The 18,751-nt window shown below is 64.7% G+C and carries 16 protein-coding genes; 8 read left to right on the forward strand and 8 right to left on the reverse strand.

The window, feature by feature from the left end:
• Positions 1-71: 71 nt before the first annotated feature.
• Positions 72-578 carry a QueT transporter family protein gene (locus tag SRB521_RS03300; RefSeq protein ID WP_033118929.1) on the forward strand — a complete coding sequence of 169 codons (507 nt, stop codon included), beginning with the start codon at positions 72-74 and terminating at the stop codon, positions 576-578.
• A 38-nt stretch (positions 579-616) separates the two neighbouring features.
• Complete coding sequence (galU, locus tag SRB521_RS03305; RefSeq protein WP_075705282.1) at positions 617-1,486, forward strand: UTP--glucose-1-phosphate uridylyltransferase GalU; 870 nt, start codon at positions 617-619, stop codon at positions 1,484-1,486.
• 187 nt (positions 1,487-1,673) lie between these two features.
• On the opposite strand, the gene SRB521_RS03310 is transcribed toward galU, so the two are convergent.
• From SRB521_RS03310 to SRB521_RS03325, 4 genes are read right to left on the reverse strand one after another with little or no spacing between them, the layout of a single operon-like run.
• Entirely contained in the window at positions 1,674-3,524 is a 1,851-nt protein-coding gene (locus SRB521_RS03310) for an S-layer homology domain-containing protein (RefSeq protein WP_116722574.1), read from the reverse strand.
• Between the two features lie 25 nt (positions 3,525-3,549).
• On the reverse strand, positions 3,550-4,785 hold the full coding sequence (locus SRB521_RS03315) for an ABC transporter permease (protein WP_116722575.1): 1,236 nt from the start codon (positions 4,783-4,785) through the stop codon (positions 3,550-3,552).
• Positions 4,782-5,558 (reverse strand): ABC transporter ATP-binding protein, encoded by a 777-nt coding sequence (locus SRB521_RS03320; protein ID WP_075705285.1) that lies wholly within the window; start codon positions 5,556-5,558, stop codon positions 4,782-4,784. The genes SRB521_RS03315 and SRB521_RS03320 overlap by 4 nt, the downstream gene beginning before the upstream one ends.
• Positions 5,559-5,567: 9 nt before the next feature.
• A complete protein-coding gene (locus tag SRB521_RS03325) occupies positions 5,568-7,238 on the reverse strand; it encodes an efflux RND transporter periplasmic adaptor subunit (RefSeq protein WP_075705286.1) in 1,671 nt (556 codons plus the stop codon).
• A gap of 501 nt (positions 7,239-7,739) precedes the next feature.
• Between SRB521_RS03325 and SRB521_RS03330 the strand changes: the two genes are divergently transcribed.
• The 6 genes from SRB521_RS03330 to SRB521_RS03355 all read left to right on the forward strand — a co-directional run bounded on the left by SRB521_RS03330 (position 7,740) and on the right by SRB521_RS03355 (position 15,172).
• Positions 7,740-8,453 (forward strand): M23 family metallopeptidase, encoded by a 714-nt coding sequence (locus tag SRB521_RS03330; RefSeq protein ID WP_075705287.1) that lies wholly within the window; start codon positions 7,740-7,742, stop codon positions 8,451-8,453.
• 201 nt (positions 8,454-8,654) lie between these two features.
• Positions 8,655-9,902 (forward strand): MFS transporter, encoded by a 1,248-nt coding sequence (locus SRB521_RS03335; protein WP_116722576.1) that lies wholly within the window; start codon positions 8,655-8,657, stop codon positions 9,900-9,902.
• A 167-nt stretch (positions 9,903-10,069) separates the two neighbouring features.
• Positions 10,070-10,447, forward strand: a complete 378-nt coding sequence (locus SRB521_RS03340; RefSeq protein ID WP_083631036.1) for a BlaI/MecI/CopY family transcriptional regulator — start codon at positions 10,070-10,072, stop codon at positions 10,445-10,447.
• 88 nt (positions 10,448-10,535) lie between these two features.
• Positions 10,536-11,438 (forward strand): M56 family metallopeptidase, encoded by a 903-nt coding sequence (locus SRB521_RS03345; protein WP_165366551.1) that lies wholly within the window; start codon positions 10,536-10,538, stop codon positions 11,436-11,438.
• Positions 11,435-13,648: a hypothetical protein gene (locus SRB521_RS16010; RefSeq protein ID WP_165366552.1), complete on the forward strand. Its 2,214-nt coding sequence runs from the start codon at positions 11,435-11,437 to the stop codon at positions 13,646-13,648. Before SRB521_RS03345 ends, SRB521_RS16010 begins: the two co-directional genes overlap by 4 nt.
• A 105-nt stretch (positions 13,649-13,753) precedes the next feature.
• Positions 13,754-15,172 (forward strand): hypothetical protein, encoded by a 1,419-nt coding sequence (locus SRB521_RS03355; protein ID WP_116722578.1) that lies wholly within the window; start codon positions 13,754-13,756, stop codon positions 15,170-15,172.
• A 69-nt stretch (positions 15,173-15,241) separates the two neighbouring features.
• Here SRB521_RS03355 and SRB521_RS16750 read toward each other — a convergent pair whose 3' ends face one another.
• The 4 genes from SRB521_RS16750 to metA all read right to left on the reverse strand — a co-directional run bounded on the left by SRB521_RS16750 (position 15,242) and on the right by metA (position 18,735).
• Positions 15,242-15,412 (reverse strand): hypothetical protein, encoded by a 171-nt coding sequence (locus tag SRB521_RS16750; protein WP_306812330.1) that lies wholly within the window; start codon positions 15,410-15,412, stop codon positions 15,242-15,244.
• Positions 15,413-16,615 carry an MATE family efflux transporter gene (locus SRB521_RS03360; protein WP_306812331.1) on the reverse strand — a complete coding sequence of 401 codons (1,203 nt, stop codon included), beginning with the start codon at positions 16,613-16,615 and terminating at the stop codon, positions 15,413-15,415. It lies immediately after the preceding gene.
• Between the two features lie 105 nt (positions 16,616-16,720).
• Positions 16,721-17,383, reverse strand: a complete 663-nt coding sequence (locus SRB521_RS03365; protein WP_033116825.1) for an HD domain-containing protein — start codon at positions 17,381-17,383, stop codon at positions 16,721-16,723.
• A gap of 437 nt (positions 17,384-17,820) precedes the next feature.
• Positions 17,821-18,735, reverse strand: coding sequence for a homoserine O-acetyltransferase MetA (gene metA / locus SRB521_RS03370; RefSeq protein ID WP_033116824.1), 915 nt, complete (start codon positions 18,733-18,735; stop codon positions 17,821-17,823).
• Between the last annotated feature and the right edge of the window lie 16 nt (positions 18,736-18,751).

Consider the following 18,751-nt stretch of genomic DNA (forward strand, 5'->3'; position numbering starts at 1 on the left):
CCCGGGGTAAGGGACCTGTGCCGCTGTGCGTGGCGCGCGTACTCTAAACAAAAAATGGAGGTCTTTTTTTCATGCGCAAATTTGATACCAAACAGCTCACCCTGGCCGCCGTCATCGCGGCGGCCTACGCCGCCCTCACCCTGTGCCTACCCGCCTATGGGGCCATTCAGGTCCGGCTGTCCGAGGCGTTCACCGTCCTGCCCTTTCTGTTCCCGGCGGCGGTGCCCGGCGTGGCCGTGGGGTGTCTGGTGGCCAATCTGCTCAGCCCTTACGGGCTCATCGACGTGGTGTGCGGCACCGCCGCCACCCTGCTGGCCGCCCTGTGGACATCCCGGATCCGGCATAGGGCGCTGGCGCCCTTGCCCCCCGTGCTGTGCAACGGAGCCATCATCGGGGCCATGCTGGCGTGGTATGAGGTGGGCTTCGGCCCCGGCTTCTGGGGCATTTTCGCCATGAACGCGCTCACCGTGGGCCTGGGCGAGCTGGTGGCCTGCTACGGGTTGGGCCTGCCCATCCTCATCGCACTGCCCAAGATCCCGTATTTTCAGGGGCGCATGTCACCGGAGCGCCTGTCGTGATCCGGTAACTATTCTGTTGTCAGGAGGCATGAGAACCAATGAAGGTCAGGAAAGCCGTCATTCCCGCAGCCGGGCTGGGGACCCGGATGCTGCCCGCCACCAAGACCGTCCCCAAGGAGATGCTCCCCCTGGTGGACAAGCCGGTGATCCAGTATATCATCGAGGAGGCGGTGGCCGCCGGGATCGAGGACATCCTGGTGGTGACCAACCGGGCCAAATCCGCCATGGACGATTACTTTGACTATTATCCCGAACTGGAGGAGCGGCTCTCCCGCGCCGGCAAGGAGCGGGAGCTGGAGGAGGTCCGGCGGGCGGCCGATCTGGCCAACATTTTCTATGTCCGGCAGAAGGAGACCAAGGGACTGGGACATGCCATCTGGCGGGCCAAGCGGTTCGTGGGGGACGAGCCCTTCGCCGTGCTGCTGGGCGACGACATCATGCGCTCCGACAAGCCGGTGATCCGCCAGCTCATTGACGGGGCGGAGGCGTACGGGGCCTCCTGTGTGGGGGTCCAGGAGGTGAGCGCCCAGGCCATCGGCAAGTACTCCTCCGTGAAGATCGAGCCCCTGGAGGAGCGGGTATTCAAGGTCACCGACATGGTGGAAAAGCCCCGTCCCGAGGAGATCTTCTCCAACTACGCCATCCTGGGGCGGTATGTCCTGAAGCCCTCGATCTTCGATATTCTGGAAAATCTGGCCCCCGGCTACGGTGGGGAGATCCAGCTCACCGACGGGCTCAAGGAGCTGTGCCGGAGAGACGCCATGGTGGCGGTGGACTTCGAGGGCATGCGGTACGACACCGGGAACCTCAAGGGGTTCCTGGAGGCCACCATCGATTTCTCTCTGGCTCACCCCGAGACCGGGGAGTGGCTGCGGGGTTTCCTGAAGGACAGAGCCGCGGCGCTGTGAGCGCCGCCTGCGTTCCCGGAAGGCCGCGCGCCGTCGGGGCTTGCCGGTGAGGCGGAGAAGGCCGGCTTTTTTGACAGGAACGGATACAAATCACCATGAAAAAAGGATAAGGGATCGCCGCGAGGCGATCCCTTATCCTTTTTTTCAGATCCTGCGGCGGACACGGCGCGCCGTCCGCTCAGCCGTACTACTCGGCCAGGACGACGCGGATGCGTCCGCCCTCGCGCTCGGGCTTATCGTACCAGCCGGTGAGGGTAAAGCCGCCGCCGGTGACCAGGGCCAGAGAGGAGAGGTAGTAGTCGCCGTCGCGGAGCTCGTAGACCAGCGCGTCCTCGGCGATGGTATACTGGCGGCTCCCGGCGTAGAGGATATTCCCGTCCACACTGTCGCCCTTCACCTCGGTGAGGTTGGCGAAACGGTCGATCTCTGCACCGTTCCGCTTGAGGAGGAAGGGGCCCTCCTTCACGTTGTAGACCCGGGAACCGGTGATCTGGCCGGCCACGCCGCCGGCGTCGTAGACATAGGTGCCGCTGGTGAGCATCAGCTCGTTGGAGCTCTGCTCGCTGACATCGGTGACCACACCGTAGGTGTGCAGGTCACCGGTGACATCCTTGAGGATGAGGCGGCTGATCTCGCCGCTGCTGTTGAGCAGGTAGTAGCGCACCATATCGGCGGTGAGCTCCACGCCGGCCAGCCGGGCGGGGTAGACCCGCAGGGCTCCGCTCTCGCCGTAGGTGTCCAGGATCTCCACGTCGGAGGCGAAGGCGTACTTGCCCAGCTTGGAGCCGTCGGCGCTCACCCTGCCGGAGAGGGAGGCCGAGAGGGTCTTGACCTGCACATCCTCACCGCTGGAGGTGACCTGCACGATGGCGCCGGCCTTCATGGTGCCCTTGTCGTAGCGGTAGACATAGGTACTGCCGTCGGTGGCCATGACGGTGAGGGAGTAGGCGGTGTAGGAGTGGCCGTCCTTGTCCTCATAGCTCCTGGGCTCGGCGGAGATCACCATGCCGCAGACGGTGCCGGAGGTCTGGGCGGGGGAGAGCACGGAGACCACTTTGCTGTCCCGACCCAGCAGGAGGGTGACGGCATCTCCCACCCGGAAGGAGCCCAGATCGCTGACGGCGTAAGCGGCGGCGGAGGTCTCGATGGAGTAGCTCTTCCCGGCCACGGTGACGGAGGCCGGGGCCGAGGCGGGGGAGACGGCCTGGAGGGTACCGGTGACGCGGTTGGTATACACCCAGAGGGTGTTCATGGATTTGGACCAGTACACTACGTCGTTCTGGACCAGAGCGTCGGCGCTGGTGATCTTCCCCGCCCGGTTCACCGAGGCACGGCTGAAGTCGAAGGGGATCTTCTCCCGCCAGCCGCTCTCGCCCACCACTACCGGGCCGTCCATGGTCTCATTGAGAAGGGCCAGGGTGTCCACCTTGCCGTCGGCGGTGAGGCTGTGTCCCAGGACGGAGGAGAGGTAGGGCGCTCCGGTAGTCTTGGAGGCGGCGGTGAGCAGGTTATAGAAGAGATACATGGCGTCCTGGCGGGTCATGGTATCATTCTGTCCCAGCGAGATGCCCTCATCCAGGTCTAGGGTGCGGTACATGGCCATCTGCCCTGCCGGGAAGGAGCCGGAAAAATCGCTGTTTTGATAGCCCAGCAGGCGCAGGACCATCACCACACCCTCCGAGAGGGTGATGGTATTGCTAGGGCGGAAGGTGCCGTCCAGATAGCCGGTGACGTAGCCGGCGCGCACCGCCGCCTCCACATAAGGGGCCGCCCAGTGGGTGCGGGGCACGTCGGGATAGGGGGAGACGGCGGTCTCGTCCCCCACGCTCACGGGGGAGGCAGCCATGAGCATTTTTACGAATTCCGCCCGGGTCACGGGGGCGGAGAGGTTGAGGCTGCCGTTCTCGTCGCCCACCATAATGTCCAGGGCGGCCAGGACCTGGGAGGCGTCCTCCGCGGCAGTGGCCGCCAGGGCCGTGGGGAGGAGGGTCAGCGCCAGCGCCGCCGCCAGGAGGGCGGAGAGGAATCTTTTCTTCATCTGTCTTTCGCTCCTTTTCTGGAAATCAGTCATACCGCAGCGCGTCGATGGGATTGAGGCGGGCCGCCTTGTTGGCGGGCAGGTAGCCGAAGAGGACGCCGATGCCCACGCTCACGCCGAAGGCGATGCCGATGGAGCCCAGGGTGGGCACGGCGGAGAAGGTGGCGCCGCCGCCCATCTGGGCAGCCATCATGCCGCCGATGAGCCCGCCGGCCAGCTGCGCCAGAGCGATGCCCACGCCGATGCCCAGCAGGCCGCCGATGGCGGAGGTGGTACCGGCCTCGATGATGAACTGCCCGCGGATGTCCTTGCGCTTGGCGCCCAAGGACTTGCGGATGCCGATCTCCCTGGTCCGCTCGGTGACCGAGACCAGCATGATGTTCATGATGCCGATGCCGCCCACCAGAAGAGAGATGGCGGCGATGGCCACCAGCACAATCATCATGGTGCTCATCATGGTGTTCATGGCGTCCATCATCTCGGCACTGGACATGACAAAATAGGCGTTATCATCCTGATAGGTCTGGAAGAGCCGGTTTTCGATGATGCCCTTGGCGGTGGTGGAGCCCTCCTTGCTGGTGCTGTTGAAAAGGTAGAGGTCCACCGAGCCGGTGCCGTTGAGGCGCATGGCGTTTCCATAGGGGAGGAAGATCACGTCGTCGCCGCTGCCCTCGGAGTTGTCCGCCTTCTCGGCCAGCACGCCGATGACGGTAAAGGGAGTGCCCTTGATGGTGAGAGTCTTGCCCAAGGCGTCGCCCCCGAAGGCGTTTTGTTCCAGGTAAGAGCCGACGACGCACACATTTTGATAGCGGGAGACGTCGATGTAGCTGAGAAAGCGGCCCTTCGCCAGGGGCTCGCCGCTCATGGCCTGGTTGCGCCGGGCGTCATAGAAAAATTCGCTGACGCCGTAAATGCTGGTGCGGGTGAACTCCTCGGAGCCCTCCCGGACCACGCCCTGGGTCATGACATAGGGGCTGACGCCGGAGAGATACTGGGGATATTTGTCCACCAGGGCGTACATGTCGTCGGGGGACACCGTGCGGGAGGAGAGACCGCCGTAGTTGTAGATCTGGACCTGGAGCAGGTTGGCGCCCAGCTGTTCGAACTGCTGGTTCATCATCTGCTGCATGCCGTTGCCCAGACTGGTGATGACGATGACCGCGCCCACGCCGATGATGATGCCCAGCATGGTGAGAAGGGCCCGCATCTTGCTGGTCATCAGGGACTTGAGCGCCAGGCGGAAGGACTGGGTGAAATTCATACCGCCGCCCCCTCTCCGGCGTCTGCGCCGTCAAAGCCTGATTCGTCGTCTCCCAAGAGCTCCTCGGGCTGGACCACGGCCCTGGGGTCGCGGGCGTCGCCGTCGTAGATGATCCTGCCGTCCTGGAGCCGGACAATCCGCTTGGCGCGGACGGCGATGGAGTTGTCGTGGGTGATGAGGACCACGGTGTCCCCCTCCCGGTTGAGCTTCTGGAGGAAGGAGAGCACCTCCCGCCCGGTGCGGGAGTCCAGCGCGCCGGTGGGCTCGTCGGCCAGGATGACCGAGGGGTTGCCCGCCAGAGCACGGGCGATGGATACCCGCTGCTGCTGGCCGCCGGAGAGCTGGCTGGGGAGGTTTTTGCACTTGTCGCGCAGGCCCACCCGGGACAGGGAGGACATCGCCCGTTCCCGGCGCTCCGCGGCGTCCAGACCGGCATAGAGGAGGGGCAGCTCCACATTCTCCAGCACGCTGAGCTTGGGGATCAGGTTGTACTGCTGGAAGATAAAGCCCAGCATCTTGTTGCGGATCTCGGCCTGCTGGTCGTCGTCCATGGTGGATACGTCGATGCCCCCCAGGTGGTAAGTGCCCGTGGTGGGCACGTCCAGACAGCCAATGATGTTCATCGCTGTGGACTTGCCGGAGCCGGAGGAGCCCACGATGGCCACGAACTCCCCCTGGTCGATGGTGAGGCTGACGCCGTCCAGGGCGTGGACGGTCTCGTCGCCCATCTGGTAGATCTTATAGACGTCCTTGAGTTCAATGAGGTGTTCCATGTTGTCTCATCACCCCCAGGGGTTGGCGGAGGAGGCGTTCTGGATAAAGACGGTCTCGCCCTCCTCCAGACCGGAGAGAACCTCGATGTAGGCCTCGTCGTTCCGTCCCAGGGTGACCTCCCGCTCCTCCAGCTTGGAGCTGTCGGCCAGATTACCCGCCTCATCCAGGGCGCCGGGGCCCGCCACCAGCACGGTGCTGGCGCCGTTCTGTCCACGGTTCACCGCCTCCACGGGAATGCATAGCACCTCGCCCGCGTCCTCCACCACGATCTTGGCGGAGATGTTCATGCCGGGCTTGAGCTCGTCCGGGGAGCCGTCGATGAGCACGGTGACGGGATAGGTGGTGACGCCGTTGGAGGTGGTGCCGTTGATGTTCACCTTGTCTACCCTGCCGGTGAAGCTCTGGCCGTCCAGGGCGTCGGAGGTGATCTCCACCGCCTGGCCCACTTGGATCTTGTTGATGTCCAGCTCGTGGATGCGGATATCAAAGGTGAGGGCAGAAAGATCGTAGATGACGGCGGGATAGGCGATGCCGGTGGTGGAGGAGGTGCTGGTGTCCAGCGTGTCGCCCACGTCGTAGTTCTTCTCGATGACCGTGCCGTCGATGGTGGAGGTGATGGAGTAGTCCTCCAGCCGGTCCCTGGCGTTCTGGAGGGTGAGCTCGGCGTTTTTCACCTGGATGGCCGCGCTCTCGATCTGGGTGGCCATGTCGGTCTCGTCAAAGCCGCCGATGACCTGGTCCTCGGAGACCCGGTCCCCCTCCTTGACGCTCAGGCTGGTGAGCTCGCCGGAGGCCTTGGCGACCACCTGCTTGCTCTCCCCGTAAGCAAAAGCGCCGCTGGCCGCACTGGCCGCCGTCCCCACCGCGGCGGTGCCGCTGGAGGCGTCGGACAGGGCGCCGGGATTCCGGACCGCCACGGTGACATTGCGCACCAGGGTGCCGCCGGGCCCCACAGAGTCGGTGGCGGAAATGGAGTCGATGACGCCGGAGAGGGTCTCCAGCGTGCCGTCCACCGTGACGGAGGCGGACTGCCCCACGGCAAAGCCGGCGGCATCGGCGGCGTGGAAGGGGACGGTCAGCTTCATGTTGTCCCGGTCCAGAATGTCGGCGATGGGGGCGCCCAGAGAGACCATATCCCCCTCGTCCACATACAGCTTGGTGATCACGCCGGCGGCGGCGGCCCTCACGGTGGTGTTCTTCCGGTTGTCGGACTGGTTTTTGAGGAGCTGGTCGTAGCTCAGCCGGGCGGACTCCAGACTCAGCTCCGCCTGCTGGATGGAGGTCTCCACATCCTTGGAGTCGATGCGGAACAGGAGGTCGCCCTTATGTACCGTCTGCCCCTCCTCGAAGGGGGCTTCCAGCACCTCCCCCTTTACCAGGGTGGTGACCTTGTAGGAGTGGATGGGCTGGATGGTGCCGGTGCCGGAGACGGACACCACCAGGTCCTGTCGAGCGGCGGAGGCGGGGAGATAAGAACCGGAGACGATGGCGTTTTTCGCCCCGCTGCAGCTCCGGAAGAGGAAAAGCAGCAGCGCCGCCAGCACGGCCAGAGCGATTACACGCTTAATCCATTTTTTCTTCTTGCGGGGCATCGGTACCTTGGGGGCCGCGCCCTTCTGTTCCTTCTGCGGGGCGGCGGGCTGTGAGGCGGTCTCCTGCCTGACCTGGGTAGTTTCCATACTGCTGACTCCTTTACCTTACGATTGGCCGGGGCGGCGGAAGGACCGCGGCCCCTGGAATGACCCGAAAAACGCCCGCGCCGAGCGGGCGCGGGACGTTCCACGGTTGCAAGCTCCGGATGCACGGGCCCGGGGCGCGGAAAAAAAGGCGGGGCACGGCCTGCCGCCCTCCATGACCGGGCGCATACTGCTTGAGGACGGGATACAGGATACCATAAAAAGATGTAGGGAAGGGGAAAGAAAAGATTAAATTTTCCTTAAATATTTGATCGGACAACTGTATATATAAAACATATACAGTATATGCGGTTTTGCAGAAGAAGTCAAGAAAAATTATGTGGAAGAGATGTATAAGGCTGGAATTCTTTGCCCACAATAGTTCCGGAGAGCCCCCCACGGCGCCGTGGGGACTCGCTCAGACATCGGCTTGCCGCTCGCCGGAAGAGCGGCAAGCCGGTCCGCGGACAGGCTGCGGACCGGCAGACAGTATGGAGGCTTGCGATGAAAAAGAAACCGATCTTAGAGCGGATCGGCGACTTCATGGAGGGGAAGGGCTTCTACATAGTCCTGTTCCTCTGCGTCGCCGCAATTGGAATTTCGGGCTATTATCTCTTTTCCTCTCTTGATATGAGGGACGGGGACGCCGCCGTGGCGGCCCCCACCCAGGTGGTGGTCATGCCCACCGTGCAGCCGGTGAAGCCCACGGTGGCGCCCACCCCGGCCCCCACAGCCAAACCCACGCCCGCACCCACCCCCGCGCCCACCCCCGCCGCCACGCCTGCGCCCACCCCCGCCGCGCCGGCGGCCTCGGTGTTTACCTGGCCGGTCAAGGGACAGGTGGTGGCCGACTACTCCCTGGAGGTGCTGGCCTATGACGAGACCATGGGCGACTGGCGGACCCACTCCGGCATCGATATCGCGGCCCCTGTGGGCACACAGGTGCTGGCGGTCTCCGCCGGGACCGTGGCCAGCGTGGAGCAGGACGATCTGATGGGCACCACTGTGGTCATCGCCCACGCGGGCGGAGTGGAGAGCATCTACGCCAATCTGGCGGCCGTCCCCACCGTGGAGGCGGGGGATCAGGTGTCCATCGGCGCGGTCATCGGCGCGGTGGGGACCACAGCCGTGGCGGAAAGCGCCCGCGCGCCCCATCTCCACTTTGAGATGCGGGAGGACGGCGAGAGTGTGGATCCGGTGAGCTATCTGCCGGAATAAGTTCCCCGGAACGGCCCCGTCCCACACGTTTTTGAACATGAAACACACGGAAAGCGGTGCGGCAGAGATGCCGCACCGCTTTTTTCCCATTTTGGCGGCGGGCGCATAGGATGGAGAAGGTCACCGTGGGGTGGCTTCCAATGCGGCGCGGGGCGGGTGGCTTTCCCCCCTCCCGCGCCCGAGATACAGGAGGAACTACTTATGCGCACGCAATGGAAACGTCAGTTTGCCACACTGTGGGTGGGGCAGGCGGTGTCGATCCTCACCAGCTCCATCTCCCAATATGCCCTGATCTGGCACCTCACGGCGCAGACCGGTTCAGCCGCCGTCCTGTCCCTGGCCGCCGTGGCCGCCCTGCTGCCCCAGGGCATCCTCTCCCTTTTCACTGGGGCGGTGGCCGACCGCTTTGACCGGCGCAAGATCATGGCGGTGGCCGACGGGGCCATCGGGCTGGTATCGCTGGCCCTGGTGGGGGTGGGGCTCCTGCTGGGGGATCTGCCCATGACCGCCATCATGGTCACCCTGGCCCTGCGGAGTGTGGGCTCCGCCTTCCACTCCCCCTGCCTCCAGGCGGTCACTCCCCTCGTCGTCCCGCGGGAGATGCTGGGGAAATGTGCGGGCTGGTCCCAGGGAGTGCAGACCGTCTCCCTGCTTTTGAGCCCTGCCCTGGCCGCGGTCCTCTTCGCCGCGGTCCCTCTCCCCCTCATCATCGCGCTGGATGCCATGGGGGCCGCCTTTGCCATCGGATTTCTGCTCCTCGCGCGGCTCCCGGCCCTCCGGGCCACCGGAGAGGAGGCGCCCTTCCGACTTCTGGACGACTGCCGGGCGGGCTGCGCCGTCCTGCGGAGCAAGAAATGGCTGTGGCAGCTCTGCCTCATCTGCGGGCTCTTCTCCCTGGCGGTGGTGCCGGTGTCCTCCCTCTTTCCTCTGGTCAGCATGCGCTATTTCGGCGGCACTGCCGTGGCGGCCTCGGTGGTGGAGACGGCCTATTCCCTGGGGATGCTGGTGGGCTCCTTCCTCCTGGGGCTCTGGGGCGGGACGCGGAACAAGATGACCACCATGACTGCGGCGGTCTTTGCCCTGGGCGGCTGCCTGCTGGCCATGGGGTGCCTGCCCCCCGCCGCATTCCTCTCCTTTGTCTCCCTCTCCCTGGGGATGGGGCTGGCCTCCCCCTTTTTCAACAGCCTGCTGACCGCGCTCATCCAGGAAAAGGTGGAGGGGGAGTATCTGGGCCGGGTGCTGGGGATCGCTTCGGCGGTCATGACCCTAGCAAGCCCCGTGGGGCTGGGCCTCACCGCCCTCTTTGCCGAGGGGGTGGGACTGATCCGCTGGTTTGCCCTGGCCGGAGGCGTGACGGTGCTGTGCGGCGTGTTGTGCCTCGTCCTCCCGGCAGTGCGGCGGTGCGATCTGCCCCAGAAGCGGGAGGCCCCCTGCCGGGAGGTATCCTGAGCGCGGAACGCTCCTGTGTCTCTCCGGGTTGCAGGGGCGTTTCACACCTGTAGGACAGACCGGTGGCGGCCCGGCAGGATGTCACCGGTTTGTAACTTGACTTTGATCCACTTCAAATGTAGTATAAAATAAAAATACTACATTTGAAGTGGATGGGAGGGACGCCTGTGAGGCGGCTGCCGGACACGGAACTGGAGGTCATGAAGGCCCTGTGGGAGCTGGAGGGACGGCCCGCCGCCCGGGCCGAGCTGGAGGAGCGGCTGCGGGACCGGGGCTGGGCCACCAACACGTTCAATACCTATCTCGCACGCCTTGCGGAAAAGGGGTTCATCACCTGTGAAAAGCGGGGCAGGAGCAACTGGTACGCCCCGGCGGTGTCCCGGGAGGCCTATCTGGAGTTTGAGAGCGGAGCGGTGCTCAGCAGGGTGTTCGGCAGCTCGCTGAAGAACTTCGTGGCCTCGCTGGCCCGGGGCGGAAAGCTGGAGCGCGGCGAACTGGACGAGCTACAGCAATATTTGGACGAGCTGAAGCGGGACGGCCTCTGAGACGGAGCCGCCCCAGAGCCGGCCGCTGCGGCGAGGTGGGAACGGGGCCCCGGCGGGAGAACCGGGGAGAATGGAGGAATGGCCTGGAATGATGGATTTTCTGATGACCCTGGCGGAGATCACCCTCACTATGTCGGCGGTGATCCTGCTGCTGCTGGCCCTCGGCCCGCTGCTCTCCCGGCGGTACGCCGCCCGATGGCGGTATTGGGCATGGCTGGCCGTGGCGGTCCGGCTTCTTATCCCTGTAAATATTTCCCTGCCCCAGGCCCCTGTGCGGCTCTCGCCGCCGGAGGACCGGGTGGTCCTTTCCCTGCCCGCGGCGGAGCCGCACCAGGCGTCCCCTGTTCCGGCCGTCCCCTCCGCTCCGCCGGAGCCGGTGGCCACCCCGGCGGAGCGGACCGATCCGGCCCCGGCGGAGGGCGGCGCCCGCCCGGCAGCGCGGTCTCTGGCGCTCGCCGATGTGCTGCCCTGGCTCTGGCTGTCCGGAGCGGCCGTTCCCGCGCTGTGGCATGGGATCGGATACCTGCGCTTCCGCGACCATGTAAGGCGCTGGGGAAGGCCGGTGACGGACCCGGCGGCTGTGGACATGCTGGAGGCACTGCGGGCGGAGCTGGGGATCGCGGCCCCGGGGGAGCTGGTGGAATGTCCCGGCGTGGCGGGGCCCATGATGACCGGCCTGCTGCGCCCCACCATCCTCCTGCCGGCGGGCGGAGTGGACGGGGAGGCGCTGTGGTTCATCCTGCGCCATGAGCTCACCCACTTCCGGCGGAGAGACATCGGCTACAAGCTGGTCCTCCTGTGCGCCGCCCTGGTCCACTGGTTCAACCCCCTGGTGTGGATCATGCTCCGCGCGGCTGAGGGGGACATGGAGCGCGCCTGCGACGACGACGTGGTGAAAGGGCTCTCCCGGGAACAGCGGGGCCGCTATGGACAGACCATCGTGGACGCCCTCCGGCAGGAGAGGAAAACGCGAAAGGAGGCGGCGGAATGAGGGCGCCCCACACCTATTTCTCCACCGAATTCCACGGCGGGACCCGGGCCGTCCGGGCCCGGCTGAGCAATCTCTTCGCCGCTCCCCGGCGGCGGGGACGGCTGCCCCTGCTGGGCCTGGTGCTGCTGGTGGGCGCTCTGGGCGGACTGGTGGCCTGCCATGGCGGCAGCTCCGCCACCATTGCCATGGACACCCAGTATTACGACGACAGGGGCAGCATTCTGGAAATCCCGCAGATCACCGGGGACCGGAGCGAAGCGGCCCAGGCCATCAACGCCGCTCTGCTGGCGCGGAAAGCGGTCTATCAGACCTATGTGGACGATCCCTACCGGGACGCAAGCTGGTGCGAGGTGACGGCCTGGCCCACCACCACGGACCGCTATCTGAACCTCGCCCTGGTGGAGAACGTCTATCCCACCTATGGCAGCGATGGGACGCTGTTTTCCTGGGTCTATGACAAGAAGGACCGGCGGGAGGTGACCCGGGAACAGGCGCTGGAGCTGGCGGGGACCACGGAGGCGGACCTGCGGGAGGCCGTGGCGGTGCTGCTGGCGGACGGAGAGCTCTCCCTGCCGCTGGATCCGGACACCTTTGAGATCCGGGGCTTCCGCATCGATGCCGACGGAGAGGTCACCTTCTATCTCGGAGGAGCGAACAGGGACGGTGCGGAGGGCATGGACGCCTGGTATGGCCTCTACGTCTGGAGCGGCGGGACTGCGGCCCGAATGACCGGGGCGCAGCCGGTGCCGGCGGAAGGGCTGGACCAGCGGGAGCCGCCCCTCTGGTATCAGTGGCGGGAGACCGGCCTGGGGCCGGAGGGGGGATTCGTCACGGCCCGCATGGACCCGGAGATACTGGCCGGGGCCGACGCCCTCCGGTCTCTGGCGCCCCAGGCGCTGGGAACGGATGGGGGGCGGCTGAACGTGAGCTATGCCTATTCGGACGTGAGCCATGCCTATTCGGATGAGGACCTGGCCTGCTGGTGCTATGACATTTTCAGTTCTGACGGGACCCTTCTGGCCCAGGGGCGGAAGAGTTGGACCGGCGGCGTGCTGTCTCTCTGCTTCCCCGGTGAGCCAGGGCCCCCCATCTACCTGGCAGGCGTGGAGATCCCAGAGGCGGCGCTGGACTTTCAAAGGCAGATCCGGGAGGAGCTCATCCCCCAATACAGTGGGCTTCCGCCGGGAGAGGAGATCTCGTTCCTTTACCGGGGAGAGGTCCTCACCGAAGCCTTTCCTCCGGTATGGGGATTCCGCGCGGTCCGGCAGACGGAAAAGGGCTGGGCGGTGGTCAACGATTACTACCAGGACCAGGAGAACCGGCAGGTCATGGAGGTCAATTACGATTTGGGCGGGCTCCTGGCGTACTTCAGGGGCACCTTCCGCTTCCCGGCGTCCTTTGCCGACCCGGAGGAGCGGTTCTACCCCGAACTGGTACAGAGGGCGCGGCGCCTGGCCGCGGGTCCCGACGGCTGGTCCATGGGGGAGATGACGCTGGCTGCGGCCGTCTACTTCCCGGAGGACGCCTCGGCGCGGGGCTATGAGGGGGTGGGCGCCTACCTCTGTCCGGTGACCCTCGCGGACCAGCCGGGGTGGGAGGACGACGCGCCCTACGCGGTCTATCTCTATGACATAGGCGGTAGGTACACCTACGTGGGTAACTTTACCCGGGAAGAGGCGGGGACCCGGGAAGCCCTCCGCGCCCTGGCCATGGGTTATTTTGAGAACTGGGAGGCCGGAGGCGGAGACCGCTTCCTCAACTATGTCGCCGGGACAGACCACTATGACCCGCAGGGGGGATTTTTCACCAGCGATGGGCTCCACCTCTCCTGGCAGACCCCGGGCTCCGGAGATGGAGACAACCTGGCGCTGGTCTTCCGCAGCACGGAGCGGGGACTGGCCGTTTATTACCGCTATGCCTACGAGCGGTATGTAGCCACCCACGGCGGTGTGGAGCCGGTGTCCGTTCCGCCCGGTTCGGGCTGTCTTGTGGAGCTGCTGGCGGGGCCCGGCGATCCGCGGGAGCGCGTGGGAGAGAGGGAGCGGCCCCTTGCGCTGGAGGGACTGCCACCGCCCGGAACGCCCGCTGAAAACGGCTGGTACTATCTGGCCGTGACATCGGAGGAGTGGTACCCCATCTCCCGCTATGTCACGGACTATCTGCGGATTCTGGAGTGGCTGTCGGACGGCTCCACATTCGGCTTCTATTAGGGCCGGGGCCCGCTGGAAACCGGGACGTCGGCCGTCCGCCGCGCTTCCGACCAAAGGGTCGCGAGGCTTTCCACACAAGAGACGAAAAAGAAGGGGAGAGGGGTCATGAAGCGCCCACACACCTATTTTTCCACGGAATTCCACGGCGGGCCCCGGGCGGTCCGGGCCCGGCTGGGCAATCTCTTCGCCGCGCCCCGGCGGTCGGGGCGTCTGCTCCTGCTGTGTACGGTGCTGCTGGTGGGCGCGCTGGGCGGACTGGTGGCCTGCGACGCCGCCCGCGATGGAGAAAGAAATCCATTCCCCGTTCCGGATGAGGTATACGCCATGGCGTTGGAGCTGGCGGGGCCGGGGGGAGAAACGGTGGACCTGAAGCTGGCCTTCTCCGCCGAGGCTGTGCTGCCCGGCGCCACTCTGGAGGCCTATACCATGGAGCCGGGCGCGCGGCCGGAGGACCCGGAGGGCCATGCGTTTGACGCCGCCTTCACCTTTCTGGTGGTCCGGCTGGAGGAGGGAGCGCGGAGCCTGCTGGGGAGCTTCTCCGTCGGGGCGGACGCGGGCGCGCCGGAGTATGCTGTGGCGGACTACCTGCGGGCTTCCGGCAACGAGGACGCCGGTCGACGGCTCTCGTTCCTCCGCCTTCTTTCCGACGCGGACGCCGCTGTAGCGCCCTTCCTGGATCGGGCTGAGATCGAGGGGGCTCCTGTTTCCGACGAAAACGGCGTGGTCTGGCGCCGCCTGGCCGGATATGAAAAACAGGAGGACCTCCCCATGGAGGACCAGCTCCTCTCTCAGCTCCGCCGGGTGTTCGCCCAGAACCTGGCTGAGCGCCTGATGCAGCGATCCGACGGGACGTTCCGGGAGTGGAACGATGGGCTCTGGATCCGCTCCGACGCGGCGGAGCGCTTGGGCTGGGACTTCACCGCGGACCTTGCCACCCTGCGCTTCAGCGGCGCTTACGGCTGGGATACCGCGGTTGTGGACGGCACCGCCCGGGGTGCGCCCATCGAGTGGCATTTCCGCATGTCTGAGGACGGAGACCTCCGGCCCTATTTTATCCACTACTACAGCCTGTGCGGCGAGGGCCGGCCTTCCGATGCGGAGTGCGCCTTCCTGCTGGGTGGAGCATGGTATGTCCTCTTCCAGCAGGGGGAGCCGGACCTGGGCGCGCCCCTCTCCAGCGAGAGCTGGACCGGGGACTCCGGGTATGAGGGCAGCCGTTTTCTCACCAGGACTTGGGACGGCGTGGAGGTCCGGTACAGCGTGGACGAGGCCGCGGACCTTGCCACGGCGTACGCCGTCTCCGTGACCGCGCCGGGCATCCCCAATTGGCGGGGGATCGAGGTCGGGTCCACCCGAGCTGCAGTCCTCGCGGCGTATCCGGAACTGGACGAAGCGGAGCAGGAGAAGCAGAACGGCACCCGCGACCTGCTCTTCTGGGGGCAGCCCGTGGGCGGGATCTTTGTGGGCTTTCGGCTGGAGAACGACGTGGTGGTGCAGATGGACAGTCAGTTCGTATTCGACTGAGAAGGCGGAATACAGAGCGCGCGGCGGGAGTTCCCGCCGCGCGCTCTGTATCTGTATCCATATCGGTCCTTACTGTTTTAACGCCTCCGGCATCTCATGGCCGGCCTTCTGGATCCCACGGCGCAGCCAGTTCCCCCGGGCGTAATAGATGATATAGAGGATGGAGGTGACGCTCCAGCTGATGGGATAGCTCACCAGCACGGTCTCCAGCACGTTGCGGTGCGGGAGGACCAGCAGCACTCACAGCACCCGCAGCACACACACGCCGCTGCAGGTAAGAAGCATGGGCTTGAGGGAGTCGCCTGTACCCCGGACCGCGCCGGAGAAGATCTCAATGCAGACGAAGGTGACGTAGAAGGGGACGGTGAACCACATGACATGCCGGCCCAGGGCGATGACCGCGCTGTCGGAGGTGAACATACGCAGCAGGATGGGGGCCGCACCGCAGAAGAGGAGGCTGATGAGGGCCGTCACACCGAAGGTGACGCCCAGGCAGACCATCACGCCCTTCTTGAGCCGGTCGTACTTCCGGGCACCGAAGTTCTGGCTCACAAAGGTGGTGATGGATACGCCGAAGGCGCCGGAGACCATCCAATAAAAGCCGTCCACCTTGCCGAAAGCGGTCCAGGCGGCCACGGTGACGGTGCCGAACGAGTTGATGCAGGACTGAAGCACCATGTTGGAGATGGTGTACATATTGGACTGAATGCCCGCCGGGAGCCCGATGCGCAGGATGCTTTTGAGTTTGTCGGGGTGGAAACGGATGGCGCGGAGGTCTACGCAGTAGACCGTGCCCGGCTGGAGAAGGGAGACGGCCACCAGCACGGCGCTCACCACCTGGGACAATACGGTGGCCAGCCCCACACCGAAGACGGCCATGTCCAGCACCACCACAAAGAACAGGTCCAGCACGATGTTGGTGAGGCATGCGGCGATGAGAAAGTAGAGGGGACGCTTGGTATCGCCGATGGCGCGGAGGATGCTGGACCCCATATTGTAGATGAAAGAGGCCATGGTCCCGCAGAAGTAGACCCGCAGGTAGGTGAGCGCGTAGCCCATCACGTCCTCAGGGGTACCCATCATGCGAAGGACCGGGCCGGAAAGGGCGATACCCACGCCTGTGATGACCACGCCCGCCGCCAGGGACAGGGCGATGCCGGTATGGACGGCCTCCCGCAGGTCTTCTCCCTGCCGGGCGCCGTAATACTGGGCGATAACCACTGTGGCCCCGGAGGAGAGGCCCACAAAGAGATTCACCAGAAAGTTGATGAGCACCGCTGTGGGGCCGCCCACCGCGCCCAGGGCGGCGGTACCCACAAAGTTCCCCACGATGATGGCGTCCACCGTGTTGTAGAGCTGCTGGAAAAAGGTGCCCAGCAGGATGGGAAAGAAAAATGAGAGGAGGGGCTTGAGGATGGACCCCTCGGTGATCTGATTGTGCAAAGCGGCGAACAGCTCCTTTCGGCGGCGGCAGACGGCATAAACCCGCCCCGGCTGTCCGGGGCGGGCGCGGGAAAATTCTGGCCGAGCGGCAATCATACCACAGCACTACAGTAAAGTCAATCCGTTGATGTCCAGCTTGAAGGTGAGGCCGAAGAATTCCGCCGCCTTTCTGCACAGGAGCATGCGCTGGAGGAAGATCTCAAAGTAGTCCATCACGGCGCACACCTCCGTATTGATGGAAAGGGTCAGGGTGACGGTCTTGGCCTTCTGATCCAGCCGCAGGTCGGACTGTTCCACCGCGTAATTCACCCGGTCATGGATGTCGAAGTTGATGGTATCCCGGTTACGGACCCGGCTGCGGCGCACGTCGGTCTTGTCCGCCAGCAGAAGGGCCGCGGCGATGGCGTTCACCGGAAAGGCGGTGGAATCATCGTGATGGCCGATGGCTGTGATGACGGCGGCCACATCGGAGGGCTCCATGCCCATGTTGTCCAGGATCCGGAAGGCCATTACCGCTCCGGTCTGGGCGTGGTCGTTGCGGTTGACCACGTTGCCGATGTCGTGCATAAAGGCGGCGATCCGGCACAGCTCCACCGTGTGGGCGTCGTAACCCAGCTCCTGCAGCAGGTCGCCCGCCACCACGGCGCACCGGGTCACGTGGGCAAAGCTGTGCTCGGTGTACCCCAGGGCCAGCAGGGAGGCGTCCGCCTGGGTGATATAAGTCCGGATCTCCTCGGACTGCTTGACGGTCTCATAGGTGATATGCATATGCTCCATCTCCTCGCTGGTCCTATCATATAATAAAGAAATAGAGATTGCAACGGGCAAACTTGTTAAGAAAAGCTTTATGTCCTGTTCACAGCCTATTCACCAAATTCTTCCCTTGGGGGCGTATACTCTCCTCATCAGGCGAGAGCCGATTCTATATAGATCGCATCACTTCTTCCTCCTCTCTCTTTTCGACAAAGGCGCGGGCCGGCTTTTTAGCCGGCCCGCGCCTTTGCCCGCTGGAAGGAGCCGCGGCGATCTCCCTTCCCTTGCCTGGACCGCAGAAATGGGAGAAACAGCCCGCATCGCAAATTGTGACAGCAAAGAAAAGGGCGTTGCCTGCGGCTTCGAAACAGACCGACAGGCTCTGACAGACCAAGGACCTCCGCCGACCCCCAAAGGGGCTGGTGGAGGTCCTTTTTGCCAAAGGGACTACGTTACACCTTGTTCAGATCGTAAGGCGTGGTCTGATAGACGTAGTAATTGAGCCAGTTGGTATAGAGAAGCTGCCCGGCGCTCCGCCAGCGGACGATGGGGGGGCGGCAGGGATCGTCGCCGGGAAAGTAATTATAGGGCACATGGATCTGCAACCCTTTTTCCCGGTCCCGGAAGTACTCCCGGGCCAGGGTGTCGGGGTCGTATTCCGGGTGACCGGTGATGAAAAACTGGCGGGAATCCTCACTCTTCACGGCAAAGACCCCGGCGTCTCCGGAGACGGCCAGCAGCTCCAGACCGGGCGTGGAACGGATATCGCTCTCCCACACCTCGGTGTATCGGGAGTGGGGGGCTTGGAAGACGTCGTCAAAGCCGCGGAACAGGGGGGAATTGGGTTTAAGTACCCGGTGGTCGAACACGCCGAAGAGCTTTTCCGGCAGAGAACGCTTCTCCACGCCGTAGTGGAAGTAGAGCCCCGCCTGTGCGCCCCAGCAGATGTGGAGGGTGGAGTGGACATGACTGCGGGTCCACTCCATGATCTCACACAGCTCGTCCCAATACTCCACCTGGGTGAAGTCCAGGTTTTCCACCGGCGCGCCGGTGATGATCATGCCGTCGTATTTCCGCCCGCGGACCTGATCGAAGGTGGTGTAAAAGGACTCCAGGTGGTCCTCGTCGATGTGCTGGGAACGATAACTGGAAGTCCGGAGCAGCTCTACCTGGACCTGGAGGGGCGTGTTGGACAGCTTGCGCAGGATCTGTGTCTCGGTGACGATCTTGGTGGGCATCAGGTTGAGGATGAGCACCTTCAGGGGCCGGATATCCTGGTGCAGAGCCCGGTATTCGGTCATGACGAAGATATTCTCCCCCTCCAGGGTGGCGCGGGCGGGGAGGGAGTCGGGAATTTTGATGGGCATGGTGTGGATTACCTCC

Origin of the sequence: Intestinimonas butyriciproducens (assembly GCF_004154955.1) — a bacterium.
Classification (GTDB): domain Bacteria; phylum Bacillota; class Clostridia; order Oscillospirales; family Oscillospiraceae; genus Intestinimonas; species Intestinimonas butyriciproducens.